This is a genomic window from Pseudomonas simiae, from assembly GCF_000934565.1.
GTDB lineage: Bacteria > Pseudomonadota > Gammaproteobacteria > Pseudomonadales > Pseudomonadaceae > Aquipseudomonas > Aquipseudomonas simiae.
Genome location: NZ_CP010896.1, coordinates 537,392 through 562,932, shown reverse-complemented (window position 1 = coordinate 562,932; position 25,541 = coordinate 537,392). Strand labels below are relative to the sequence as shown.

General features: G+C 61.5%; 21 protein-coding genes and 1 riboswitch. Of the genes, 7 read left to right on the top strand and 14 right to left on the bottom strand.

Going from position 1 to position 25,541, the window contains the following annotated elements; all coding sequences use genetic code 11:
• Positions 1–101: 101 nt before the first annotated feature.
• Entirely contained in the window at positions 102–644 is a 543-nt protein-coding gene (gene orn, locus PF1751_RS02440) for an oligoribonuclease (RefSeq protein WP_010213620.1), read from the bottom strand.
• 108 nt (positions 645–752) lie between these two features.
• Here orn and rsgA point away from each other — a divergent pair, with 108 nt between their 5' ends.
• The gene (rsgA, locus tag PF1751_RS02435; RefSeq protein ID WP_003171340.1) at positions 753–1,784 is read left to right on the top strand and encodes a small ribosomal subunit biogenesis GTPase RsgA; all 1,032 of its coding nucleotides are present in this window, start codon (positions 753–755) and stop codon (positions 1,782–1,784) included.
• 51 nt (positions 1,785–1,835) lie between these two features.
• Here rsgA and motB read toward each other — a convergent pair whose 3' ends face one another.
• Both motB and motA read right to left on the bottom strand, forming a co-directional pair.
• A complete protein-coding gene (gene motB / locus PF1751_RS02430; protein WP_010213622.1) occupies positions 1,836–2,855 on the bottom strand; it encodes a flagellar motor protein MotB in 1,020 nt (339 codons plus the stop codon).
• A 3-nt stretch (positions 2,856–2,858) separates the two neighbouring features.
• On the bottom strand, positions 2,859–3,710 hold the full coding sequence (gene motA, locus PF1751_RS02425) for a flagellar motor stator protein MotA (RefSeq protein WP_010213623.1): 852 nt from the start codon (positions 3,708–3,710) through the stop codon (positions 2,859–2,861).
• Positions 3,711–3,876: 166 nt separating this feature from the next.
• Here motA and PF1751_RS02420 point away from each other — a divergent pair, with 166 nt between their 5' ends.
• From PF1751_RS02420 to asd, 3 genes are read left to right on the top strand one after another with little or no spacing between them, the layout of a single operon-like run.
• A complete protein-coding gene (locus PF1751_RS02420) occupies positions 3,877–5,412 on the top strand; it encodes an HDOD domain-containing protein (RefSeq protein ID WP_044286550.1) in 1,536 nt (511 codons plus the stop codon).
• A 57-nt stretch (positions 5,413–5,469) separates the two neighbouring features.
• A complete protein-coding gene (locus tag PF1751_RS02415) occupies positions 5,470–6,285 on the top strand; it encodes a rhodanese-like domain-containing protein (RefSeq protein ID WP_021493248.1) in 816 nt (271 codons plus the stop codon).
• Positions 6,286–6,300: 15 nt separating this feature from the next.
• Positions 6,301–7,161 (top strand): archaetidylserine decarboxylase, encoded by an 861-nt coding sequence (gene asd / locus PF1751_RS02410; protein ID WP_010213628.1) that lies wholly within the window; start codon positions 6,301–6,303, stop codon positions 7,159–7,161.
• Between the two features lie 123 nt (positions 7,162–7,284).
• Here asd and serB read toward each other — a convergent pair whose 3' ends face one another.
• Complete coding sequence (gene serB / locus PF1751_RS02405) at positions 7,285–8,499, bottom strand: phosphoserine phosphatase SerB (RefSeq protein WP_010213630.1); 1,215 nt, start codon at positions 8,497–8,499, stop codon at positions 7,285–7,287.
• A gap of 133 nt (positions 8,500–8,632) precedes the next feature.
• Between serB and PF1751_RS02400 the strand changes: the two genes are divergently transcribed.
• Complete coding sequence (locus tag PF1751_RS02400) at positions 8,633–10,135, top strand: AhpA/YtjB family protein (RefSeq protein WP_010213632.1); 1,503 nt, start codon at positions 8,633–8,635, stop codon at positions 10,133–10,135.
• 174 nt (positions 10,136–10,309) lie between these two features.
• On the opposite strand, the gene PF1751_RS02395 is transcribed toward PF1751_RS02400, so the two are convergent.
• The 8 genes from PF1751_RS02395 to PF1751_RS02360 all read right to left on the bottom strand — a co-directional run bounded on the left by PF1751_RS02395 (position 10,310) and on the right by PF1751_RS02360 (position 19,276).
• Positions 10,310–11,020, bottom strand: coding sequence for a PqiC family protein (locus tag PF1751_RS02395; RefSeq protein ID WP_031291429.1), 711 nt, complete (start codon positions 11,018–11,020; stop codon positions 10,310–10,312).
• Between the two features lie 176 nt (positions 11,021–11,196).
• Entirely contained in the window at positions 11,197–13,461 is a 2,265-nt protein-coding gene (parC, locus tag PF1751_RS02390) for a DNA topoisomerase IV subunit A (RefSeq protein WP_010213634.1), read from the bottom strand.
• Between the two features lie 73 nt (positions 13,462–13,534).
• Entirely contained in the window at positions 13,535–14,539 is a 1,005-nt protein-coding gene (locus tag PF1751_RS02385; RefSeq protein ID WP_044286548.1) for an esterase-like activity of phytase family protein, read from the bottom strand.
• On the bottom strand, positions 14,539–16,446 hold the full coding sequence (gene parE / locus PF1751_RS02380) for a DNA topoisomerase IV subunit B (protein WP_010213638.1): 1,908 nt from the start codon (positions 16,444–16,446) through the stop codon (positions 14,539–14,541). The genes PF1751_RS02385 and parE overlap by 1 nt, the downstream gene beginning before the upstream one ends.
• A gap of 45 nt (positions 16,447–16,491) precedes the next feature.
• On the bottom strand, positions 16,492–17,100 hold the full coding sequence (locus tag PF1751_RS02375) for a YqiA/YcfP family alpha/beta fold hydrolase (protein ID WP_010213640.1): 609 nt from the start codon (positions 17,098–17,100) through the stop codon (positions 16,492–16,494).
• Positions 17,101–17,305: 205 nt separating this feature from the next.
• Positions 17,306–18,121 carry a 3',5'-cyclic-AMP phosphodiesterase gene (cpdA, locus tag PF1751_RS02370; protein ID WP_021493250.1) on the bottom strand — a complete coding sequence of 272 codons (816 nt, stop codon included), beginning with the start codon at positions 18,119–18,121 and terminating at the stop codon, positions 17,306–17,308.
• 97 nt (positions 18,122–18,218) lie between these two features.
• The gene (locus PF1751_RS02365; RefSeq protein WP_003171323.1) at positions 18,219–18,668 is read right to left on the bottom strand and encodes a DUF1249 domain-containing protein; all 450 of its coding nucleotides are present in this window, start codon (positions 18,666–18,668) and stop codon (positions 18,219–18,221) included.
• Positions 18,659–19,276, bottom strand: a complete 618-nt coding sequence (locus tag PF1751_RS02360) for an NUDIX domain-containing protein (protein ID WP_010213645.1) — start codon at positions 19,274–19,276, stop codon at positions 18,659–18,661. Before PF1751_RS02360 ends, PF1751_RS02365 begins: the two co-directional genes overlap by 10 nt.
• A gap of 193 nt (positions 19,277–19,469) precedes the next feature.
• On the opposite strand from PF1751_RS02360, the gene PF1751_RS02355 reads away from it, so the two are divergent.
• Complete coding sequence (locus PF1751_RS02355; protein ID WP_042571384.1) at positions 19,470–20,216, top strand: RsiV family protein; 747 nt, start codon at positions 19,470–19,472, stop codon at positions 20,214–20,216.
• Here the strand turns inward: PF1751_RS02355 and cytX are convergent.
• Together cytX and thiC are read right to left on the bottom strand one after the other, a co-directional pair.
• Entirely contained in the window at positions 20,185–21,474 is a 1,290-nt protein-coding gene (cytX, locus tag PF1751_RS02350; RefSeq protein ID WP_044286547.1) for a putative hydroxymethylpyrimidine transporter CytX, read from the bottom strand. The genes PF1751_RS02355 and cytX overlap by 32 nt on opposite strands.
• Before the next feature lie 166 nt (positions 21,475–21,640).
• Positions 21,641–23,545: a phosphomethylpyrimidine synthase ThiC gene (thiC, locus tag PF1751_RS02345; protein WP_010213648.1), complete on the bottom strand. Its 1,905-nt coding sequence runs from the start codon at positions 23,543–23,545 to the stop codon at positions 21,641–21,643.
• 148 nt (positions 23,546–23,693) lie between these two features.
• Positions 23,694–23,799: riboswitch (TPP riboswitch) on the bottom strand.
• A 196-nt stretch (positions 23,800–23,995) separates the two neighbouring features.
• Here thiC and PF1751_RS02340 point away from each other — a divergent pair.
• Complete coding sequence (locus PF1751_RS02340) at positions 23,996–25,435, top strand: TolC family outer membrane protein (RefSeq protein WP_010213649.1); 1,440 nt, start codon at positions 23,996–23,998, stop codon at positions 25,433–25,435.
• Positions 25,436–25,541: the final 106 nt, after the last annotated feature.

Here is a 25,541-nt window from a genome sequence, read left to right as displayed (position 1 = left end):
AGGCGAGCCAGCTCCCCCATTTGTTCCGCGCGCGTCGTGACAAAACGGTCAAGCGTGGGAGCTGGCTTGCCTTCGATGGCGCCGGGCCAGGCGCCACATCTTCAGGCCTTGATGAAATGCTTGCGGTAATGCTGCAGCTCGGCAATCGACTCGCGAATATCATCCAGCGCCAAGTGCGTGCTGCCTTTATGGAAGCTGTCTTTGACTTCCGGCGCCCAACGCGCAGCCAGCTCTTTAAGCGTGGACACATCCAGGTTGCGGTAGTGGAAGTAGCTTTCCAGCGCTTTCATATGCGTATAAAGGAAGCGACGATCCTGGCAGATGCTGTTGCCGCAGATCGGCGACTTGCCCTTGGGCACCCACTTTTCCAGGAAGGCGATGGTCTCGGCTTCTGCTTCGGCCATGCTGATACGGCTGTCGCGCACGCGCTGGGTCAGGCCGGAGTTGCCATGAGTGCGGGTATTCCACTCGTCCATGGTGGCGAGGACGGCGTCGCTGTGGTGGATGGCAATCACCGGCCCTTCGGCCAAGGTGTTGAGGTTGCTGTCGGTGACAATCGTCGCCATTTCGATGATGACGTCGGTGTCAGGGTTCAGACCGGTCATTTCCAGATCGATCCAAATCAGGTTCTGTGGGTTTTGCATGGCTTGATTCTCTTGGCACCTTGGCTTAGCTGCGCAGTTTAGCAGGCAGGGGCATGCTAGACTCGCGACCGTTTTACCTAACCTTTGTATTATCGACACGGAACACCAATGGCCAAACGCCAGCTCAACCGTCGCCAAAACTGGCGCATCGAAAAGATTCAAGGTGAACGCGCCGCTCGCGCCGCCAAACGTGAATCCTCCGCCGTGGAAGCGCTTGAAGGCGGCGACCTGGGCCCCGAGCAAACGGGCCTGGTGATCGCGCACTTTGGTGTACAGGTCGAAGTCGAGGCGCTGGAAGGCGAACTCGCAGGCTCGGTATCCCGTTGCCACCTGCGCGCCAACCTGCCTGCGCTGGTCACCGGCGACAAAGTGGTCTGGCGAGCCGGCAACCAGGGCATCGGCGTGATCGTCGCCCAACTGCCTCGCACCACCGAACTGCGCCGCCCGGACAGCCGCGGCCAGCTCAAGCCAGTGGCGGCCAACGTCGACATGATTGTCATCGTGTTCGCGCCACTGCCTGAGCCGCATGCCAACCTGATCGACCGCTACCTGGTCGCAGCCGAGCACGCCGGCATCCGCCCGCTGTTGCTGTTGAACAAATTCGACCTGATCGACGAACAGAACGCCCCGGCGCTCAACGCCTTGCTGGCGGTGTACCGCACCCTCGGTTACCCGGTGCTGGAGGTTTCGGCGCATCACGGTAATGGTATGGAACAGCTGCAACAGCAGTTGGACGGGCGCATCAGCGTGTTTGTCGGCCAGTCAGGCGTGGGTAAATCCTCGCTGGTCAACAGCCTGCTGCCGGAAGTCGACACCCGCGTGGGCCCGCTGTCGGAACTGTCCGGACAGGGCACCCACACCACCACCACCGCGCGGCTGTTCCACTTCCCCGGCGGCGGTGAGTTGATCGACTCCCCAGGCATCCGTGAATTCGGCCTCGGCCACGTCAGCCGCAGCGATGTGGAAGCGGGCTTCATCGAATTCAACGACCTGATCGGCACCTGCCGCTTCCGCGACTGCAAACACGACCGCGAGCCGGGCTGTGCGTTGCTCAAGGCGCTGGAGGATGGGCGTGTGCAGCAGCAGCGGATGAACAGCTATCGGTCGATTATTGCGAGTCTGCCCGAAAGCAGTTATTAAACTGCTGAAACAACAAGGCCGCGATCATCGCGGCCTTGTTGTATGTGAAGTCTACGAACCCGTACCTGGCACCGTAGGATCCTTCACCCCACCCTCATCAAACAAATTCAGCTTCTGGCGCAGTTCATGCGCCGGCAACGGCTCCTGCCCTGGCGGAATAGCGTTCGGATCGGCCGGCACTTCACCCGGCGCGCCCGCACCTTGGGTGGGTTGCGGTGCCGGCGGCGGGTCACCCTCAATCGCACGCTGGGCCTTTTTGGTCAGCACCACGATATCGATACGGCGGTTGATCGGGTTGAACGGGTCTTTCGCATCAAACAACTGCGAAGACGCAAACCCCACCACGCGCGCGACTTGCGGGTCCGGGTAGCTACCGGCCACCAACGCACGACGAGCTGCGTTGGCACGGTTGGCCGAGAGCTCCCAGTTGCCGAAGTCGCCCTGCCCCGCATAGGGTTTGGCGTCGGTGTGGCCACTGATGCTGATCTTGTTCGGCACCGCCTTGATGGTGTCGGCCATGGCCAGCAGGATGTCTTCGAAGTACGGCTTCAAGCGCGCACTGCCCGAGTCGAACATCGGTCGGTTGGCCGCATCGGTGATCTGGATGCGCAAACCGTCCGGGGTGATCTCGAACGAAATCTGATCCTTGAACTTCAGCAACTGCGGGTTTTCCTCGACCTTGTTCTGCAGCTCTTGCAGCAACAGCTCAAGACGCTCCTGCTCGACCTGTTCAGCCATGGCCTCGACGGTATCGCGCTCGATCGGGATTTTCTCCTGAGGCGATTCGGTCTTGATTTCCGGGTTGATGGTGCGCTCAGGCGCCAACTGCGGTGAGCCGCCCAGGTCGATCACGAAGGGCGTGCCGCTTTCCGAGAAACCAATCGGGTCTTTGAAGTAGCCGGCAATGGCGATCTTCTGTTCCGGCGTGGCAGTGGACATCAGCCACAGCACCAGGAAGAACGCCATCATCGCCGTCGCAAAGTCGGCGAAGGCGATCTTCCAAGCGCCGCCATGGTGCCCCGCAGCGAAGCGCTTGACGCGCTTGATGATTATCGGCTGGTTGTTTTCCATGGCTTAGCGACCGCGAACCGCTTGTTCCAGCTCGGCGAAGCTTGGGCGATGCTTGGGGTACAGCACCTTGCGACCGAACTCCACCGCCAGCGATGGCGGCATCCCGGAAGCGGAGGCGACCAGGCTGGCCTTGATCGATTCGTACAGGTTGATTTCTTCCTTGGCGTCATGGGCCAGGGAGGTGGCGAGCGGACCGAAGAAGCCGTAGGCCGCGAGAATACCGAAGAAGGTACCGACCAATGCCGCACCCACGTGCATACCGATGGCAGCCTGGTCGCCCTCACCCAGGGACGCCATGGTCACCACGATGCCGAGTACCGCCGCGACGATACCGAAACCCGGCATACCGTCAGCGATGCCGGTCACGGCGTGGGAGGGGTGCTCAAGCTCTTCTTTAAGGCTGAACAATTCCATGTCGAACAGGCCTTCCAGCTCATGGGGGGCCATGTTGCCGGAGGACATGATGCGCAGGTAGTCACAGATGTAGGCGGTCATGCGCTCATCTTTGAGCACGGCCGGGTACTTGGCGAAAATCGGGCTGGCCGCGGCGTCTTCGATGTCGGCCTCGATGGCCATCATGCCTTCGCGGCGGCTCTTGTTGAGGATCTCGTAGACCAGGCCCAACACCTCCAGGTAGAAGGTATGGGTGAAGCGCGAACCGAACATGCCCAGCGACTTCTTGATCACGTGCATGGTCATGTAGCCGGGGTTCGCCTGCAGGAAGGCACCCAGTGCGGCACCGCCAATAATCATCACCTCGAAAGGCTGGATCAGTGCCGCAATTTTACCGTGGGACAGGACGTACCCGCCGAGCACGCTCGCGAAGACGACGATGATGCCGATAATTTTAGCCATAGGAGATGAGTACTTGCGCCGTCGGGTTCATGGACATATTGGGTGTAGCAGAAAACTCTTGTTCTACTTATCGGCAAAACTGCGCCAGACTATAGCCCGTTAAGGCGAAAAGCCAGTTCGGCCCGCTCCGGGCGTGTAGACCGCAAGTGATGATCGCGCCCCTATCATGGCTAATGAAACGACAGTCCCAACTGCAAAACCCAACTCTCTCGCCGCTTGGATCAAGTGCCTGGACGATGTACGGCTGCCTGTCCCCCAGGCCAGTCACGACCGCGTGTGCAAAGGCATCCGCGACAGCCGCAGTTCATTGCGAGATATTGCCGAGCTGATGCAAAGCAGCCCGGCGCTCGTCCTCAGCGTGATGCGCGAGGCCAACAGCCACACCCATGGCAGCCTGGCGGAACCGGCGGAAAACCTTGAAGTGGCGCTCAACCGCCTGGGCCTCAAGCGCGCCGAAGAACTGCTGGCACGTCTGCCTTCGGTGCCGGCCAATGAGATCCCCGTGGCATTGCGCCAACTTCTGCTGATCAGCCAGCACGCGTCGCAGCAAGCCAACGGCTTGTTCGGCAGTCGCCTGGCGCGGCTGTGGCAGGACATTCACTGGGGCAGCCTGTTGTTTCTGTCGCCGCTGTGGCCAATGGCGGTCGCCTATCCCAAACTCCTGGAAGAATGGGAACTGCGGGTGATCCACAAAGGCCAGTCAGCCCGCGAGGTCGAGCGAGAACTGTTCGGCGTGCGCCTGCTGGACCTGTGCGTCGGCCTGACCGAAGCCTGGCACCTGCCGATCTGGGTATGCCAGGGTTACACGTTGCTGATGAGCGAGCAGCGCCTGCTGGTCAAGGCCCTGCACATCGCCCGTGAAGACGACCCGCTGCGCCACCAGCAATTGCTCGATGCCGAACCCAACCTGCGCCGCTGGCTGAACCAGCCGGCCAACACCGTGCTGCTGGCCAACGGCCTGGCAATGTCGGCCCAGGAGTCCTGGACCTGCCCGCACACCGAACGCTGGCAGTTGCTCACTGCGCTGTACCTGCAACAGCCCTTGGGCGAGGTGCAGCAACTGGTCCACCAACAGGCTGTCACCAGCGCCCGCACCACCTTGATGCCTGACCTCTGGCACCCGGCGCTGTCGCTGATCTGGCCGTGGCATGTACAGAAGATTCATCGCGGCCTGCTCCCCGCGCCGCCGCCCACCGCCGAGGCCCTGGCCGTGTGGCGCAAACGCTGTACTGAACTGCTGGTGGAGCCGAGCCGCTTTGCCAACGCCATGCACTTGACCACGTGCGCCAAGGAGGCCCTGGTCGCCAGTGGTATGCAGCGGGTCATGCTGCTGATGGCTGACCGCGCCTTGAGCACGTTGCGTGTGCACCAGGCCGATGGCCTGCCGAAGGATGCAGCCAATTTGAGCCTGGATGTGGTCAATAGTACGTTGCTGCAGCGCTTGCTGGAAAAGTCCGCCCAAGTGCGCCTCAACCCTGAAAACCACGCCCAGTTCTCGGCCTTGCTGCCGCCGGTCCTGCGCCGCCTGTTCACCGGCGAACACCTGTTGCTGCGGTCCCTGAGTTGCAATGGCAAGGTGGTGATGCTGATGGTGGCCGACCAGGGCGGCGGGCCGTTCTCGGAAACCACCGTGCAGGCCTTCGGTAAAACCGCCCAATGCATCGAGAAAGCCCTGCACTGCTTTACCAACCGCAGCGCCTGATGCTTGCGCTACAATCGCCCTCTTTTATCGCCAACATTTGTGCACAGGAGACCTCACATGCCTGACTTCTCTGGCTTGCCGCTGGTGATCGAACCCAGCGACCTGCTTGGTCGCCTCGATGCCGAACACTTGATACTGGTGGACCTCACCAGTGCCGCCCGCTACGCCGAAGGGCACATCCCCGGCGCACATTTCGTTGACCCCAAGCGCACCCAACTGGGCCAGCCGCCGGCGCCTGGCCTGCTGCCCAACAAGGCCGACCTCGAGAAACTGTTCGGCGAACTGGGCCACACCCCGGACGCCACTTACGTGGTCTATGACGACGAAGGCGGTGGCTGGGCCGGGCGCTTCATCTGGATGCTCGACGTGATCGGCCACCAGAAGTACCACTACCTCGACGGTGGCCTGCTGGCCTGGCTGGAAGAAAAACGCCCGGTTTCGACTGACGTGCCCACCCCGGTCGGCAACCCCGTCAGCCTGACGCTGCATGATGGCCCAACAGCCACCCGCGAATACCTGCAAAGCCGCCTCGGCGCGCCCGACCTGGGTATCTGGGACGCACGCGGCCCGCTGGAGTATTCCGGCGAGAAAGTGCTCGCAGCCAAAGGCGGGCACATTCCCGGCGCAGTGAACTTCGAATGGACGTCCGGCATGGACAAGGCGCGCAACCTGCGTATCCGCCGCGACATGCCGCAGATCCTCGAAGACCTCGGGCTGACCAAAGACAAAGAAATCATCACCCACTGCCAGACTCACCACCGCTCTGGCTTCACCTACCTGGTGGCCAAGGCGCTCGGTTATCCGCGAGTCAAAGGTTATGCCGGTTCCTGGGGCGAATGGGGCAACCACCCCGACACCCCCGTCGAGATTTAAGGTTTAAGGACAGTTATGAAAAAGCAGTTGTTTATCCTCAGCCAGTACTTGCTGCCGCACCACTTGCTGTCGCGCCTGGCCGGTTGCATTGCCGAATGCCGCGTGCGTTGGTTCAAGAATGCCTTCACTGCCTGGTTCGCCAAGCGCTATCAAGTGGACATGTCCCAGGCCTTGGTTGAAGACCTGACCGCCTACGAGCACTTCAACGCCTTCTTCACCCGCGCCCTGAAAGACGGCGCGCGCCCACTGGACCAAACCCCAGGTGCGGTGCTGAGCCCAGCCGATGGCGCGGTCAGCCAGTTGGGGCCGATCGAGCATGGTCGGGTGTTCCAGGCCAAGGGGCACAGTTTCAGCGTGCTGGAGCTGCTGGGTGGCGATTCGGCCTTGTCAGCGCCGTTCATGGGCGGTGACTTCGCCACGGTTTATCTGTCGCCCAAGGACTACCACCGTGTGCACATGCCACTGGCCGGCACCCTGCGCGAGATGGTCTACATTCCTGGCCGCATCTTCTCGGTCAACCAGACCACCGCTGAAAACGTACCCGAGCTGTTCGCACGTAATGAGCGGGTTGCCTGCATCTTCGACACCGAACGCGGCCCAATGGCCGTGGTGTTGGTGGGTGCGATGATTGTGGCGTCGATTGAAACCGTATGGGCTGGCTTGGTGACACCGCCGAAGCGTGAGCTGAAAACCTTCCGCTATGACGAGGCTGCACGCGCGCCGATTCACCTGGAGAAAGGCGCGGAGCTGGGTCGCTTCAAGCTGGGTTCGACCGCGATCGTGCTGTTTGGGCCGGGTCAGGTGACGTGGGCTGAAGCGCTGGTGGCGGGTTCGCCGGTGCAGATGGGCCAGGGTATCGCTTTACCTAAAGCCTGACAAAACACCCAATGTGGGAGCGGGCTTGCTCGCGAATGCGGAGTATCAGTCAACACGTCAGTGACTGAACCACCACTTTCGCGAGCAAGCCCGCTCCCACATTTTTTTACCGCATTTATTCAGTTACAGCTGACCGTCGCGGTCGCGGAAGCCCAGCAGATACAGCACGCCGTCCAACCCCAAGGTCGAAATCGCCTGCTTCGCCGATTGTTTGACCAGTGGCTTGGCGCGGAACGCTACACCCAGCCCGGCAATCGCCAGCATCGGCAAGTCATTCGCACCGTCGCCGACCGCAATGGTCTGCTCCAGACGCAAACCTTCCTTGTGGGCCAACTCCTTGAGCAGATCCGCCTTGCGCTGTGCGTCGACAATCGGCTCGACCGCCATGCCGGTCACCTTGCCATCCACCACTTCCAGCTCGTTGGCGAACACGTAGTCGATGCCCAGCTTGGCCTGCAATTGCTTGGCGAAGTAGGTGAAGCCGCCGGACAGGATGGCGGTCTTGTAGCCCAGGCGCTTGAGTTCGGCGAACAGGGTTTCGGCGCCTTCGGTCAGGCGCAGGGAGGCGCCGATGGAATCCAGCACACTCACGTCCAGGCCCTTGAGCAGCGCGAGGCGCTCTTTGAAGCTGGCGCGGAAGTCGAGTTCACCGGCCATGGCGCGCTCGGTAATTTCGGCAACCTGCTCGCCGACGCCCGCAGCCTTGGCCAGTTCATCGATGACTTCGGCTTCGATCAACGTGGAGTCCATGTCAAACACCGCCAGGCGACGGTTACGCCGGAACAGTGAATCCTCCTGGAAGGCGATATCGACGTTCAGCTCCTGGGCCACGCTGAGGAACTCGGCCCGCAAGGCTTGCGGGTCGGCTGGCTCACCGCGCACGGAGAACTCGATGCAGCCCTTGCCCTGGTCGGCCGGGGTATCCAGCGGCATGCGACCCGACAGACGGTCGATATGGTCGATATTCAAGCCATATTGCGCAGTAATGGAGCTGACGCGCTGCAGTTGCTCGGCGGTGACCTTACGGGTCAGCAGCGTCACAATGTGGCGTTTCTTGCCCTGACCAGCCACCCAGTGCTGATAGTCCTCTTCGGACACCGGGGTGAAGCGCACCTGCTGATCCAGCTTATACGCAGTAAACAGGATGTCCTTGAGTACTGAAGACGCCTGTTCAGTGCTCGGAATCTCGACCAGGATGCCGAACGACAGGGTGTCGTGGATCACTGCCTGGCCGATGTCGAGAATGTTCACACCACCCTGGGCCAGAACGCCGGTAATGGCCGCGGTAAGACCCGGGCGGTCTTCCCCAGTGATGTTAATCAGGACAATTTCGCGCAAGGCGCACCCCCAGGCTGGAAAAAAACCGCATTCTACCCACTTTCAGTGACCATCGGGCACAGCCAGCGCTTTGCCGGTTCTAGGGCTGTCGCTATACTGCGCGTCAACTTCACGGACCAAGAGCCGAGCGCAAGTGAACCGGCCCACGCCAGTAAAAACCGATAACTTCTTCCTGCTGATCTTCCGGGCACTGCGCCACCGCCGTGTACCGATCGCATTACGCATCGCCAGCCATAACGTGATCCTGGTCGCCCTGGCCCTGGTGATCTACGCCTGCGTGATGGGTTTGCAGTTCAAACAGGCCATGCACGAGCAAGCCGACGCCCTGGGCGAGAGCTTGACCACCCAGACCGCCACCTCGGCGACTGAGCTGTTGGTGTCCAACGACATTCTCAGCCTCAACGTGCTGCTCAACAACCTGACCAAGAACCCGCTGGTGGCTCACGCCGCTATTTACAGCGTGGACAACCGGATCATGGCCGAAGCCGGGCAGCGCCCGAAAAACGGCCTGCTGGGTGAAGCCGAAGGCCTGTACCAGAGCAATATTACGTTTCAGGACGTGAAGGCTGGCCAACTGCGCATCAGCCTGGACATGCAGCAATTCCAGCAGCCGATGACCATCAGCCTGCAAAGCATGGGCATCTTGAGCGCAATCCTGCTGGCGTTGGCGTTGGCCTTGAGCCTGCGCCTGGGCCGACATATCTCCACGCCGCTGATGCAATTGCGTATCTGGCTGCGCGATATCGACGAACACACCCCGGCCACCGACCGCCAGGATGAGATCGGCGACCTCGCTCGCCAGTTGCACGCCAGCTTCGCCCCGGAGCCGGTGGTGCGCGAAGTGGAGCCAGAGCCCGAGCTCGACGAAACCGACTACGACGACGAGCCTGAGCGTGAAGTGCAAGACGCTCCGGTAGCGGGCCTGAAGCCTGCTACCCGCCAGGCGTTCAAAGCCGAAGAAGACGAGCTGGACGACGAAGATCCGTTCGCCGACCTGCGCGACACCTCGGCCAGCACACCGGCCGTCGCACCGAAACCGGCCCCGGTGAAGAACGCCGAACCCCAGTTCAGCGCGGTATTGGCTGTGCAACTGGGTGCGCAGGATCAGTTGCGTCGGCTGCCCCGTGCACGCCTGACCGAGCTGCTGGAGCGTTACCGCGACTGCCTCGACCAGGCCGCGTCGCTGTATCAGAGCGAACTGCACACCCTGAACGACGGCAGCACGCTGATGCTGTTCCACAGCGAAGACAGTGGCGAAGACTACCTGACCAACGCGATTTGCTGCGGCGAGCTGCTGCGCGCCCTGGGCCACGCCCTGCAGATCGAAGTGGCCGACAGCGGCATTACCTTGCAACTGCAGTTGGGCCTGACGGTGAGCGATGATCTGTTTGGCATGACCCAGATCGACCTGCTGCTCACCGAGAGCGCCCAAGACGCCCTGGCGCTGTCGCAGCACAGCCGCAACCTGTTGCTGGTGGAGCGCAAGATCAGCGAAGACACGCTGATCCGCCAACGCGCACGTATCCGCCCGATTGCCAGCCCAGAGGGCGCCAGTTGCGTGGAGAGATTGATGGAGCCGTACCCATCGATGCTGGAGCGGCAGTTGGCGCGGATGCACGAGACCCGCACCAAATAACCCTGTATGACTCATGTGAGAGCGGGCTCGCCCGCGATAGCGAAGTATCAGTTAGCCCATCAATAACTGAATCCCCGCGCCCCCTCCCACAGTGAAACGGTGCCAGGCCCCAACGCTTGGCCCCAAAAAAAAGGCCCGCTGAGTAAGCGGGCCTTTTTTTGTGCGCGTTTCAGATCAGAACCTGAACACTTCCATATCCGTGCGAATCGGCGTCGCCATCGGCATCTTCGGCTTCTGCGGTTGTGCCGGCTTGGCCTGTACCGGAGCGCTCTGCTTACGCGGCACTTCGGCAATCGGCGGTTGGTTGGCCAATGGCTTGAGTGCCACCGACAACTGCTGTGCCAGATGCTGCAACAACACGCCCTGGGCCTGGACCTGGGACGCGGTGGTGCCGGTATGCTCCTCCTGCAGGTGCACGATGCGGTTATCGCGCACCTGGCCACGACGATCGATCAAGCGCCACTGCGCATCGAGAATCGCCGGTTGCGACGTACCAGAGTCAAGACGGGTAATGGTCAGCAACACCTGCACATCCGGGGTAAACCCGGTCGGCGCGGGCGCCAGCACCACACGCTGGCTATCCAGTTGACCCGCGACCTGGCGCAACATCAATTGGTTGATGTCGGAAGACAAGCTGCCCGCCCAACGACCATCCGTGGAACCTTGCAGGCTGCCGTCGTTCTGACGTTGCAGCAGTGTTTCGCGTTGCAGGTAGTCGGCAACGATCACCGGGCCCAGCAAGACGGCCATGCCAGCCGTCTGTGCGGGTTGAGCCGGACTTCCGCTGTCCAGCTGGTACAGCGACACCGGCTGATGTGTGCTGCAACCCGCCAGCCCCAAAAGGCCAGCGAGCATAAAAAATAAAGGAAGGCGTGGAGCAGTCATCATCCCATCCAGGTGGCTGCCACAAGGCGAACCACAATGTAATACTAAAAATAACCTAAACACGCTCGGCCACGCCGGCGCTGGAAAGGCCATATCATCCGTGAATATGCGCCATGACTCCAGCGCCAAAGCGTCGATCTACGCGTTAAATCGTAGATCGAGGGCTCTAATACGCGTTAAACCGGCGTTTCCACCAGCAAAGCATCCACACGTTGGAAGCCACGTGGCAATTTGTTACCACGCCGGCCACGCTCACCCTTGTAGTGCTCAAGGTCATCGGGACGCAGGGACAACGTACGTTTACCGGCCTGAAGCACCAAAGTCGCGCCTTCCGGGATCACTGCGATGTCAGTCACGTACTCTTCGCGACTGGCCACGCGCTCGCCGGGAATACCGATGATCTTGTTGCCCTTGCCTTTGCCCAACTGCGGCAGATCACTGATCTTGAACACCAGCAAACGCCCTTCGGTGGTCACCGAGGCCAACCAGTTGCCCTCACGGTCATCCACCGGCCGCGGCAGGATCACCTTGGCGTTGTTCGGCAAGCTCAGCAAGGCCTTGCCCGCCTTGTTCTTGGCCTGCAGGTCTTCACCCTTCACCACAAAACCATAACCCGCGTCGGACGCAATCACGTACAGCGCATCATCGTCCGGCAGCAAGACACACTCGAAATTTGCACCTGGCGGCGGCGTCAGGCGCCCGGTCAACGGCTCACCCTGCCCCCGTGCAGACGGCAAGGTGTGGGCCGGCACCGAATAACTGCGCCCGGTGGAGTCGATAAACACCGCAAACTGGTTGGAACGTCCGGCGGCGGCGGTCTTGAAGCCGTCGCCCGCCTTGTACGACAAGCCAGTGGCGTCAATATCATGCCCTTTGGCGGAACGAACCCAACCCTTTTCCGACAGAACGACGGTAATTTTCTCGTTTGGCAGCAGTTCGGTTTCTGTCAGAGCTTTCGCCTCAGCGCGCTGGACGATCGGCGAACGACGGTCATCGCCGTAGGTTTCGGCGTCTTTGATCAGCTCGCTGCGCACCAACTTCTTCAGCTTGGCTTCGCTGCCCAGCAGGGCTTGCAGCTTGGCTTGTTCCTTGAGCAGCGCGTCCTGTTCGTCGCGCAGCTTCATTTCTTCCAGCCGCGCCAACTGACGCAAACGGGTGTCGAGGATGTAGTCAGCCTGGATCTCGCTCAGCTCGAAACGCGCGATCAACTCGGCTTTCGGATGCTCGGCGGTACGGATGATATGGATCACTTCATCCAGGTTGAGGTAAGCAATCAGCAAACCGTCCAACAGGTGCAGGCGACGCTCGACCTTGTCCAGGCGGAATTGCAGGCGACGACGCACGGTCTGCACCCGGAACTCCAGCCACTCCACCAGCAGGTTGCGCAGGTTTTTCAGCTGCGGCTTGCCGTCCAGACCGATGATGTTGACGTTGACCCGATAGCTGGACTCAAGGTCCGTGCTGGCAAACAGATGCTGCATCAGCACTTCGTGGTCGACCCGGCTGTTGGTCGGGATGATCACGATGCGGCAGGGGTTTTCGTGGTCGGATTCGTCACGCAGGTCGGCAACTTGCGGCAATTTCGACGGTTTGGCCTGCATCAGCGCGGCGATCTGCTCCAGCACCTTGGCACCCGACACCTGGTGCGGCAGTGCGGTGACGATAATGTCGCCATCTTCGATGTGGTACACGGCGCGCATGCGCACCGAGCCCTTGCCGGTCTCGTACATCTTCAACAGGTCGGCGCGCGGCGTGATGATTTCCGCTTCGGTCGGGTAGTCCGGGCCCTGGATGTGCTCGCAAAGCTGTTCCACCGTGGCCTTCGGCTCATCGAGCAAGCGCACGCAAGCGGTGGCGACTTCACGCAGGTTGTGCGGCGGCACGTCGGTGGCCATGCCGACTGCGATGCCCGTGGTGCCATTGAGCAGGATATTCGGCAAACGTGCCGGCAACACCAACGGTTCGTCGAGGGTGCCGTCGAAGTTAGGCCCCCAGTCGGCAGTGCCCTGCCCCAGTTCGCTCAGCAGGACTTCCGAATAACGCGACAGACGCGCCTCGGTGTATCGCATGGCGGCGAACGATTTGGGATCATCCGGCGCCCCCCAGTTACCCTGGCCGTCTACCAGTGTGTAGCGATAGCTGAACGGCTGGGCCATCAGCACCATGGCTTCGTAGCAGGCGGAATCGCCATGGGGGTGGAACTTACCGAGCACGTCACCCACGGTACGCGCCGACTTCTTGTGCTTGGAATCGGCATCCAGGCCCAACTCACTCATGGCGTAGATAATGCGCCGTTGTACAGGCTTCAGGCCGTCGCCGATATGCGGCAAGGCACGGTCCATGATCACGTACATGGAGTAGTTGAGGTAGGCATTTTCGGTGAAGTCAGCCAGCGACCGGCGTTCTACGCCGTCTAAGCTGTCTGCGAGGATGTCACTCATGCGGGCCTCATCATTGTCGGATAAGGCGCAGCGGAACTGCCGCTGCACCGGGTCAATTCAAAAAAACAGGGGCTCATGGGCGGGCGCTCCAGCCACCGGCAGGGGCGGCGAAACGATAGACCATGGGGCGTTTTTCACCATCGGCGCGGGGGCCGAAATTATTGTCAATGCCAAGCCAGGCCCCCTCCGCGTCGATCAACAGGGCTTCGGCCAAGCCATAAGGCTGGGCGTAGCGCCGCTCGGGCGCCAGGGTCTCGTCGGCAAACGACCAGCACAGCTCGACCTTGGCCGTGGCGGGATCGCGTCGGCAAATCTGGAACGCATTGCGCTCCAGGGTAAACAGTTTGCCGTTGAACAGCGCCAGGTCGGCGAAATCCTTGGATACCGCCTTGGCATTGGTGAACTTGGCTGGCTGCACGTCCTTGCCGGCCTCGCTCAGCAACACGCAGGCGCCCTCACAATCCCAAACGCTCTGCCCACGCTTGATCGAGATCAAGCCCCGTCGCTCACGCTCGGCCGCCAGCCAGATCTGATTGCCGTCCGGGCTGATTGCCAAGCCCTCGAACAAGGCATTGAAATGCAGCAACATGCCACTTGCACGCGCTTCGCGCACCATGCCTGGGGCGATCTTCAACCACTCGGTATCACCCTGCTCGCCGGAAAACGGCACTCTCAGCACCGCCGCATGGGCTTCACTGACAATGTAGCGATTTCCCTCGGCATCACAGCTGATGCCTTCAAAATCCAGGTCGCCACCGCGAATGAACGACGCGGCCTTGGTTCGCGAGCGCAACCCCCAGGGCAACCCAGACTCAGGCACTGGCGGCACAACGATCCCGTACCTCTCGGCTTTCCACACCGCTGCGCGGGTATCAAGTCGATAGATCTGGTCGTCGTCGCGATCGGAAACCGTCCATAACTCTTTGCCACACAGCGCCAGACCCGACAGGTTGCCACCGCGCATGCCGTCCACTGGGTGTTCGGACACCAGTTTCAGCTCAGCCACGGGCGCGGCAGCCACCTGGGTAGCCGCAAGCCCGCTCAACATCAGGATCGCCAGGGCGAAACCTGTGCGCATCAGCCCAGAACCTCGGCCAGGTTGCCTTTGGATTCCAGCCACGACTTGCGATCCGGCGCGCGTTTCTTCGCCAGCAACATGTCCATCATTTCCGAGGTGGCGGCGAAGTCGTCGCCCAGCGTCAACTGCACCAGGCGCCGGGTGTTCGGGTCCATGGTGGTTTCGCGCAGCTGCGGCGGGTTCATTTCACCCAGCCCTTTGAATCGCGTGACCTGTGGTTTGCCACGCTTCTTCTCGGCCACCAGGCGGTCGAGGATGCCGTCACGCTCGGCTTCGTCCAGGGCGTAATAGATTTCCTTGCCCAGGTCGATCCGGTACAACGGCGGCATGGCGACGTAGACGTGGCCAGCCTCGACCAACGGGCGGAAGTGCTGCACGAACAGTGCGCACAGCAGCGTGGCGATGTGCAGACCGTCGGAGTCGGCGTCGGCGAGAATGCAGATCTTGCCGTAGCGCAGTTGGCTCATGTCCGCCGCGCCTGGGTCCACACCAATGGCCACGGCGATGTTGTGCACCTCCTGGCTGGCCAGGACTTCGCTGCCATCGACTTCCCAGGTGTTGAGGATCTTGCCGCGCAACGGCAGGATCGCCTGGAACTCCTTGTCCCGTGCCTGCTTGGCGGAACCGCCGGCGGAGTCACCTTCCACCAGGAACAGCTCGGAGCGCATCGGGTCTTGCCCGGCGCAATCGGCCAGCTTGCCGGGCAACGCCGGGCCCTGGGTGATGCGCTTGCGCTCGACCTTTTTGCTCGCCTTCAAGCGACGGCCGGCGTTGTTGATCGCCAGCTCGGCCAGGGCCAGGCCCAGTTCAGGGTGCTCGTTGAGCCACAGGCTGAAAGCGTCCTTGACCACGCCGGAGACAAACGCCGCCGCCTCGCGGGACGACAGGCGCTCCTTGGTCTGACCGGAGAACTGCGGTTCCTGCATTTTCATCGACAGCACGAACGCGATGCGCTCCCACACGTCTTCCGGCGCCAGCTTCACGCCGCGCGGCAACAGGTTGCGGTACTCGCAGAATTCGCGCATGGCATCCAGCAAGCCTTGACGCAAGCCGTTGACGTGGGTGCCGCCCTGGGCCGTCGGGATCAGGTTGACGTAGCTTTCCTGCACGCTGTCGCCACCTTCCGGCAGCCACAGCAACGCCCAGTCCACGGCTTCTTTATTACCGGCCAGGCTGCCGCAGAACGGCTCGTTGGGCAGACGCTCGAAGTCGCTGACGGAATCTTCCAGGTACGAACGCAGGCCGTCTTCGTAGTGCCACTCGACCTTCTCGCCGGTGCCTTTGTCTTCAAAGGTCACCACTAGGCCTGGGCACAATACAGCCTTGGCCTTGAGCACATGCTTGAGGCGGCTGATGGAGAATTTCGGCGAATCGAAGTATTTCGGATCCGGCGCGAAGTACACGCTGGTGCCGGTGTTGCGCTTGCCAACGGTGCCAATCACTTCCAGGTCGGTGGCTTTGTAGCCATCGGCGAAGGTCATCTGGTACTCGTTACCGTCGCGCTTGACCTTGACCCGCACCAGCGTGGACAAGGCGTTGACCACGGAAATGCCCACGCCGTGCAGGCCGCCGGAGAACTGGTAGTTCTTGTTGGAGAACTTACCGCCGGCATGCAGTTTGGTGAGGATCAGCTCGACGCCCGGCACCCCCTCTTCGGGGTGGATGTCCACCGGCATGCCGCGACCATCGTCGGACACTTCCAGGGAGTGGTCAGCGTGGAGAATGACATGCACCGACTTGGCGTGACCGGCCAAGGCTTCGTCGACGCTGTTGTCGATGACTTCCTGGGCAAGGTGGTTCGGCCGACTGGTGTCAGTGTACATGCCGGGGCGTTTGCGCACCGGGTCGAGGCCCGAGAGGACTTCGATGGCGTCGGCGTTATAAGAGCTAGCGCTGGGAGTGGCCATGGGGTCTCGTCGTGAGTCGTTCGATTAAAAAGTGACCTGCGATTTTTACAGTGAAGAAAAATCGAAGGATTGATACTGATCTGCGCCAATGCCCGCAAAGCTCAACATCGCCGGCAATTGCCGGGCGAACCCCTGGTAACCGTGGTCGCCGCCGGCCTGGATGCGTAAGGCACAGGCCCGGTAGTACTGCTGGGCGAGGCGATAATCCAGGGTTTCATCCCCGGTCTGCAACCACACCTGATACCGCGCGGCGTCCTGGGGCGCCGGTACTTCCAGCTCGGCCAGCGCCGTGACGTGATCGTGGGTCAGTTCCCAGGTTTCATCGGTGTAGAGGTTCTTCTGGGTGCCCAGGTAACCATCGAACATCCGATGGGGGCTGACCGCCGGATTCACCAACAGCGCCTTGAGGCCATGGCGTTCGGCAAGATGGGTTGCATAGTAGCCGCCGAGTGAGCTGCCGACCAGCAGTGGCCGCCCCAGTTCAGCGATCGCCGCTTCCAACTGTGCAATCGCCTGACGGGGATGGTGATGCAGGGCCGGCACGCGTAATTGGTCGGCCAGGCCGATGGCGCCCATCACGGTGATCAACTGGCTGGCCTTGTTGGACACAGGCGCACTGTTGAAACCGTGGATATACAGGATCGAGGCAGACATGCCAGGCTCTCCGTGACTCAGCCAAAGAGGCGCAGTTTACAGGGATCGGGGTGGTGTGTGAGTCCCTCTATCCCCAATACACTGAAGATCCAATGTGGGAGCGGGTTTGCTCGCGAAGGCAGTGTGTCAGCCAATACCGCCGGTGACTGGAACACTGCATTCGCGAGCAAGCCCGCTCCCACATGTTGATCAGCGTTTACAGCTATTAATAGCCGTTGCTGCCGTAATCCACGGTAAATGCAAAATTTTGAAGCCGCTCCACCCCAGTTTCCAACCGTCCGTCGGCATGCAAGCGCAGCCAGCGGTAACCCGGCGCTTGCTCGCTGACCTTGAAATCTTCACTGCCCGGCGCGAACTGGATGCAGGTGGAGGGCGATGCCAGCAGCCGCACGCCGTTGCGCTCGCGGTCGATTTCCTGGTGCACATGGCCCCAGAGCACCGCCCGGACCTGCGGGAAACGGTCGAGCACGGCAAACAACGCATCGGGATTGCGCAAACCGATGGGCTCCATCCAGGCACAACCGATGGGCACCGGATGATGGTGGAAGCACACCAGATGATGACGATTCGGCGCTTCGCTCAGGGCCTGGGCGAGCCGCTGCAGTTGCTGGTCTTGCAGGTAGCCCGGCACCGAACCGGGGACAGCGGAGTCCAGCAGGGTGACGCGCCAGTGACCGATATCGACCACCGGCTCCAAGAGATCGCTGTGCACGGCGGCGTGGGCCATGATCTGCGGCTCGTCGTGATTGCCGGGAATCCAACGCGCCGGGGCGTCGATCTGCCGGGTCATGTCTCGAAATTGCTGGTACGACTCCAGTGTGCCGTCCTGGGACAGGTCGCCCGTCGCCAACACCAAATCAATACGCGGCTGCTGCGCGCGCACCAATTCGATGACGCCTTGCAGGCTGTCGCGGGTGTTCATGCCCAACAGCGTACCGTCGGCCTCGGCAAACAAGTGGCTGTCGGACAATTGCACCAGCAATGCAGGCGCATCGGGGCTCACAGTGGATACGCTCGGCAAGGCGCTCTCCCAAGGCAATCACAGGAATGGACGTGTGGCGTGATTATGCTGGGGCAGGACACAAGAGGAAACCTTAGGAAGCAGATGCAGTTCACATCTACCGCACAACTTCGAACTCGTGGCCCAGGGCCAGGCAGTGGCTCAACCATTCACCGAGGAACACATTGAGCTGTGCTTTCTCATCGGGCTGGTGCATGAACACGTTGGGGTAAGGATAGATGCTGCGAAAGCGGCGCGCATGTTCGGCGCTGATCACTTCGGCCATGCGCGCGTCGTGGTACACCTGCACTTCCAGTTGCGGCACCGGCAACCATGGCAGGCTGTGCTCCTGGCGCACGCGCAGGGTGGTGGTGTACGGGCAATTGACGATGACTTCCAGTGCCAGCACGCCAAGCATTTGATCGCCATGGGTCACGCCGATGCGCCGCGCCTCGGGGGCATGGCGCATGTCGGGCAGCAGGCGCATCAGCCGCGCATAGTTGGCCTCGCAGGCCGCTTGCAACCCGATCAGGTCGACTCGATAACGTTCCCGTGCCTTTACTGCCATAACCCCCTCACTTCCGCGCGATTAAGCGCAAGCCATTGCAGGGCGATAATGCTGGCTGCATTGGAAATTTTGCCGTCGCGCACCGCTTGCAGGGCATCTTCGAAGGCCCATACGGTGACGCGGATATCTTCAGCTTCTTCTTCCAATCCATGGACGCCCCCCGCGCCCGAGCTGTCGCAACGGCCCAGGTACAAGTGGACAAATTCGGTACTGCCGCCGGGCGACGGGAAATACTGGGTGATCGGCCACAGCGCCGAGAATGTCAGCCCAGCTTCCTCCTCGGCTTCGCGGTGTGCAACCTCCTCCGGCGCTTCATCCTTGTCGATCAGGCCGGCGACCATTTCCACCAGCCACGGGTTGTCGGTCCGACCCATGGCGCCTACGCGGAACTGCTCGATCAGTACCACCGTATCGCGCTTCGGATCGTAGGGCAGCACGCACACGGCATCGTGACGAACGAAGACTTCGCGATTGATCACCCGGCTCATGCCGCCATCGAACTTCTCGTGGCGCAGTTGCACGCGATCAAGCTTGTAGAAGCCCTGGTAGGCATTGTCGCGCTGAACAATTTCGATAGTGCTCGGCGTCGATTTTGCGATGTCCGTCATATCCCTTCCTCGTTGAGCCTGCGCAATTGGCGCCATCCTAACGCGCTCATGCCTCTGGATGCAGCCCCTTTCCAGTTGCCGGGATAGACGGCGGGCGTCAAACTCACTCTAATCAGCTTAGTGGCGAACTGACTGCCCTGCCGGTAGTCGAAGCTCCACAAATTTCGCTCTTATCGCTAGACGAAGGACATCCATGTCGCTTTTAAAAATCGCCTCCGTGGCCTGCATCGCATTGACCCTCGGTGCCTGCCAAAGCCTGTTCCAGCCGAGTTACAAAACCCCGCTGGACGCCACCCGCGACGCCACCGAGCAGAGCAAGCCAGGCTGCGCCAGCGCCGACTGCCCACTGGTGAATATCGACACCGTGCACTTTGCCAAGGAGCCGAAGCTGGATGCACTGATCGAACAGCGCCTGCTGGAAATGACCCGCACCAGCCCGAACGACCCGCTGCCGACCAGTCTTGAGACCTACCGCGAGCAATTCCTGAAAACGGCCGCCCCACGCAACAGCATGTACCTGCAGGCCAAGGTACGTGAACAGCATGACGGCTTGGTGATCATCGAGTTATCCAGCTACCTGGACCAAGGTGCCACCCACGGCGAACCGGGCCGTGCATTCATCAACTATTCGCGCCAGCAGCAAAAGGCCCTGACCCTGACCGACATGCTGTTGCCCGGCAAGGAAGAGGCGTTCTGGAAAGCCGCCCAGGTGGCTCACAACAGCTGGCTGATCAGCACCCGCCTGAGCCTGGAGCCGGAGTATGTGAAAACCTACCCCTTCCAGAAAACCCCGAACGTGGCGCTGACTTATGGCGGCGTGATCCTCAAGTACCCCACCACCACCATCGCACCGTATGCCCTGGGCCACGTCGAGTTGCAGATTCCGTACTCGCGCCTGGAGGGCATCCTCAAGCCTGAGCTGGTGCCCGCGCGCCGCTGAAGACCCGGCCCAGGATGAGTTGCAACAGCCCTGCCAGCACCAGCGCCGGCAGGGTTGCACCGATGTCCGGATACAGATGGGCCAGCAGATGGTAAGTGGCGATACCGCCCAGCCAGGCCAGTAGCGCCGGCCAGCGCAAGTTGGCTACTGCACCCCCGCTACGACGGCGCAGGATGAAATGATCCACCAACACCACCCCAAACAGCGGCGCGAATACCGAGCCGATCAACAACAGGAAGTTCTGGTACTGCGCCAACGGTGCAAAGCAGGCGATAAGCGTGCAGACCACGCCGATGGCCAACGCCAGGTGCTCGACCTTCAAACGCAGCAACATCCCGCTGGATACCGCCGCCGAGTGAATATCGGCGAAGGCGTTTTCCGATTCGTCCAGCAGAATAAATAGAAGCGGAATCCCCAGGCCGGCCCCAGCCAACGCCAGCAACAGCGCGTTGACTTCACCGCTCGGTGCAAACGCCAGGGTGTAGGCCACGCCCAGGCTCATCAACCAGAAATTACCGATAAAGAACCCCAGCGCCGTGCCACCGAACACGCTGTGGGCGCGCTTGCCGAAACGCGAGTAATCGGCGATCAGCGGCAGCCACGACAGCGGCATGGCGATGGCGATATCAAAACCCACCGCGAACGGCATCGAACCGTCACCCGCCTTGGCCCAGAGTGTGGCGAGGTCGGCTTTGGCGAACAGGTTCCAGGTGAGCCACAGGCAGGCGGCAAGCAACAACCAGATGCCCCATTTGCGCAAGATCTGGCGCACGAAGGTCAGCGGACCACTGACCGCCAGCAGCGTCGCCAGACCGCCGAAGAATAGGGTCCACAGCAATGGGCTGGCCAATAGGCTGCCTTCACTGAACGCCCGCGTACCCAACAGGCTGGCCGCGTCGCGCATCACGATGATTTCGAACGAGCCCCAGCCGATCAGCTGCAGCAAATTGAGCAACGCCGGCAGGCTCGCGCCCTTCGCCCCCAGGCTCAGCTTGAGCGCGGCCATGGCGGACAGGCCGGTGTCGCTGCCGATTACGCCGACAGCGGCCAGCAGCAGGACACCCACCAGGGTGCCGAGGAAAATCGCCAGCAACGAACCGGACAGGCCCAAGCCTGGCGCGAGCAATGCGCCGGTTTGCAGGACCATCAAGCCGATGCCGAGGGAGAACCAGAGGGAGAACAGGTCGCGGGCGCCGAAGACGCGTTTGTCAGCGGACACTGCAATGTCCGGGGAATAAGTGCTGGGTTGAATGCTCAAGGGTGTTATCTCTGAGGGACACTGTGTTGTTTTGGAGATCGCTATCGCGGGCAAGCCCGGCTCCCACAAGGGACCGGCTGTGGACACAAAAGCTGTGTACAACGCGATCAACTGTGGGAGCCGGGCTTGCCCGCGATGACGGCGGTGCAGGCACCGCCGCCTCGGATCAGACCTTTTTGTACAGCTGACTCCCTTCCTGCTTGAACCGCTGCGCCTGCTCGGCCAAGCCTTTGGCCACATCCACGTCCACCGCCTCAATGCGCTGGTTGGCCGCGTATTCACGCACTTCCTGGGTGATCTTCATCGAGCAGAACTTCGGCCCGCACATCGAGCAGAAATGCGCGACCTTGGCCGAGTCCTTCGGCAGGGTTTCGTCGTGATACGAGCGCGCGGTGTCCGGGTCCAGGCCGAGGTTGAACTGGTCTTCCCAGCGGAACTCGAAACGCGCCTTGCTCAAGGCGTTATCGCGGATCTGTGCACCCGGATGGCCTTTGGCGAGGTCCGCCGCGTGGGCGGCGATCTTGTAGGTGATGATCCCGGTCTTCACATCATCCTTGTTCGGCAAGCCCAAGTGTTCCTTGGGCGTGACGTAGCAAAGCATGGCGCAACCGAACCAGCCGATCATCGCCGCGCCGATACCGGAGGTGATGTGGTCATAGCCCGGCGCAATGTCGGTGGTCAGCGGGCCGAGGGTGTAGAACGGCGCTTCGTCGCAGCACTCCAGCTGCTTGTCCATGTTCTCCTTGATCAACTGCATCGGCACGTGGCCGGGGCCTTCGATCATGGTTTGCACGTCGTGCTTCCAGGCGGTCTTGGTCAGCTCGCCCAGGGTTTCCAGCTCGCCGAACTGCGCGGCGTCGTTGGCGTCGGCAATCGAACCGGGACGCAGGCCATCGCCAAGGGAGAAACTGACGTCGTAGGCCTTCATGATTTCGCAGATTTCGTCGAAATGCGTGTAGGTGAAGTTCTCTTTGTGGTGCGCCAGGCACCACTTGGCCATGATCGAACCGCCACGAGAAACGATGCCGGTCACACGCTTGGCGGTCAGCGGCACGTAGCGCAGCAGCACGCCGGCATGGATGGTGAAGTAGTCGACGCCCTGCTCGGCCTGTTCGATCAGGGTGTCACGGAACAGTTCCCAGGTCAGGTCTTCGGCGGCGCCGCCGACTTTTTCCAGGGCCTGGTAGATCGGCACGGTGCCGATCGGCACTGGCGAGTTGCGGATGATCCACTCGCGGGTTTCATGGATGTGCTTGCCGGTGGACAAGTCCATCACCGTGTCCGAACCCCAGCGAATGCCCCACGTAAGTTTCGCCACTTCTTCTTCGATGGACGACCCCAGGGCGCTGTTGCCGATGTTGCCGTTGATCTTCACCAGGAAGTTACGGCCGATGATCATCGGTTCCAGTTCGGTGTGGTTGATGTTGGCCGGGATGATCGCGCGGCCGCGAGCGATTTCTTCGCGCACGAATTCGGGGGTGATGATTTTCGGCACGCTGGCACCGAAGCTATGGCCGGCATGCTGCTGGTCGAGCAAGCCGGTGGCGCGGGCTTCTTCCAGCTTCATATTTTCGCGGATGGCGACGTATTCCATCTCGGCGGTGATGATGCCTTTGCGTGCGTAGTGCATCTGCGTAACGTTGGCGCCGGCCTTGGCGCGACGCGGGTTCTTCACGTGGGCGAAGCGCAGCGCGGTCAGTTCGGCATCGCTCAGACGCTGTTGGCCGAAGTGCGAACTGAGGCCCGGCAGGCGTTCGGTGTCGTTGCGTACTTCGATCCACGGCGAGCGCACATCGGCCAGGCCTTTGCGCACGTCGATGATCACATTCGGGTCAGTGTAGGGGCCGGAAGTGTCGTACACGGTAACCGGCGCGTTGATTTCACCGCCGAAATCGGTGGGGGTCACGTCCAGGCTGATTTCGCGCATTGGCACGCGGATGTCCGGGCGAGTGCCCTGCACGTAGATTTTTTGCGAGCGGGTAAACGGCTGCACGGAGCCGGAGTCGACCTTGGCCGATTCACTCAGGTGCACGGTGTTTTTCAGTTTTGTACTTTTTATTTCTGTGCTCATCACGGGCTCTCCAACTATCCAGGCGGTGGATTTTTGTCGGAGCGAACCTGGGACGGATGAACGCACTGAAACCAGTGCTGTGCTCTGTGCACGAGGGCTGCTCAATAAATGAACAGCATCCCGGACGAAGCACAAGAGGACTCGCCGGGTGACGAGAAATCTTGTTCCCTACGCAGGCGCTAACCTGATCAGGTTCAACGGGATCCGGTATTTACCGATCTCAGCCTTCCAACAAGGCACCCCGACAAGAACGCGGCCAGTCTAGACCATGCCGCGGGCAAATTGCCAATAGCGGTGCATTCAGCGTGATGAATGGCGTGATTGCGGGATTGTTGCGCCGAGTCAGCACCACTACACTCGGTTGCCGCCACAATGCTTGACGCCAGGAATGGCCCGCCTTAGCCTTGGGCGCTAAATTATCACCGTAATATTTAAACTAGGGATCGCCTCATGCTGCGCAAACTTTCACTGGCTCTCGCCGTGTCTTGTGCGACCAACGGAATGGTCTGGGCAGCTGAAGCGCCCTTGTCCGCCAACACCGACTTGGTCAGCGTCTACCAGGAAGCCGTGGACAACAACGCCGACCTTGCCGCTGCCCGTGCCCAATACGGCGCGCAAAAAGAAGTGGTGCCCCAGGCCCGCGCCGGGCTGCTACCGAACCTGACCGGTGGTGCCGATATCAATAACGTGCGCACCCAGATCGACACGCCCGCCGCCACCGCCAACCGCGACGCGCACTCCTGGCGCGCCACCTTGAGCCAGCCCCTGTTCCGCGCCGACCGCTGGTTCCAACTGCAGGCGGCCGAGGCCACCAACGAGCAGGCTGCGCTGCAACTGTCGGCCACCGAACAGAACCTGATCCTGCAAAGCGCCGAAAACTATTTCGCCGTGCTGCGTGCCCAGGACAACCTGGCCTCGACCAAGGCCGAAGAAAATGCGTTCAAACGCCAGCTGGACCAGTCCAACGAACGCTTTGACGTCGGCCTGTCGGACAAGACCGATGTCCTTCAATCCCAGGCCAGCTACGACACCGCCCGCGCCAACCGCATCCTGGCCCAACGCCAGGTGGAAGACGCGTTCGAAGCATTGATCACCTTGACCAACCGTCAGTACAACTCGATCCAGGGCATTGTCCACACGCTGCCAGTGTTGCCGCCGCTGCCGAACGACGCCAAGGCCTGGGTCGAAACCGCCGGCCGCCAGAACCTGAACCTGCTCGCCAGCAACTACGCCGTCACCGCCGCCGAAGAAACCCTCAAGCAGCGCAAGGCCGGGCATGCACCGACCCTGGACGCCGTGGCGCAATACGAAAAAGGTGACAACGACGCCCTGGGCTTCAGCAACCCGAATGCTTTCGGCACGCCGTACCGTGGCGATGTGGAACAACGCACCATCGGCCTGCGCCTGAGCATCCCGATCTACAGCGGCGGGCTGACCAGCTCGCAAGTGCGTGAATCCTACTCGCGCCTGGGCCAGACCGAGCAGCAGCGCGAAGGCCTGCGCCGCCAGGTGGTGGAAAACACCCGCAACCTGCACCGTGCGGTGAACACCGATGTGGAGCAGGTGCAGGCGCGCCGCCAGTCGATCATCTCCAACCAGAGCGCAGTAGAAGCCACGGAAATCGGCTACCAGGTGGGCACGCGCAACATCGTCGATGTGCTGGACTCACAGCGCCAGCTCTACGCGTCGGTGCGCAACTACAACAACAGTCGCTACGACTACATCCTCGACAACCTGCGCCTGAAACAAGCCGCGGGCACCTTGAACCCAGGCGACTTGCAGGACCTGGCGCGCTACCTCAAGGCTGACTACAACCCGGACCGCGACTTCCTGCCGCCGGACCTGGCCAAGGCCGCCGCCGAACAACTCAAGGCCCGTCCCGGCTATTAAACACAGCGTATAACCAATGTGGGAGCGGGCTTGCTCGCGAATGCGGTGTGTCAGCCAGTGCATCTGGTACTGATACACCGCATTCGCGAGCAAGCCCGCTCCCACA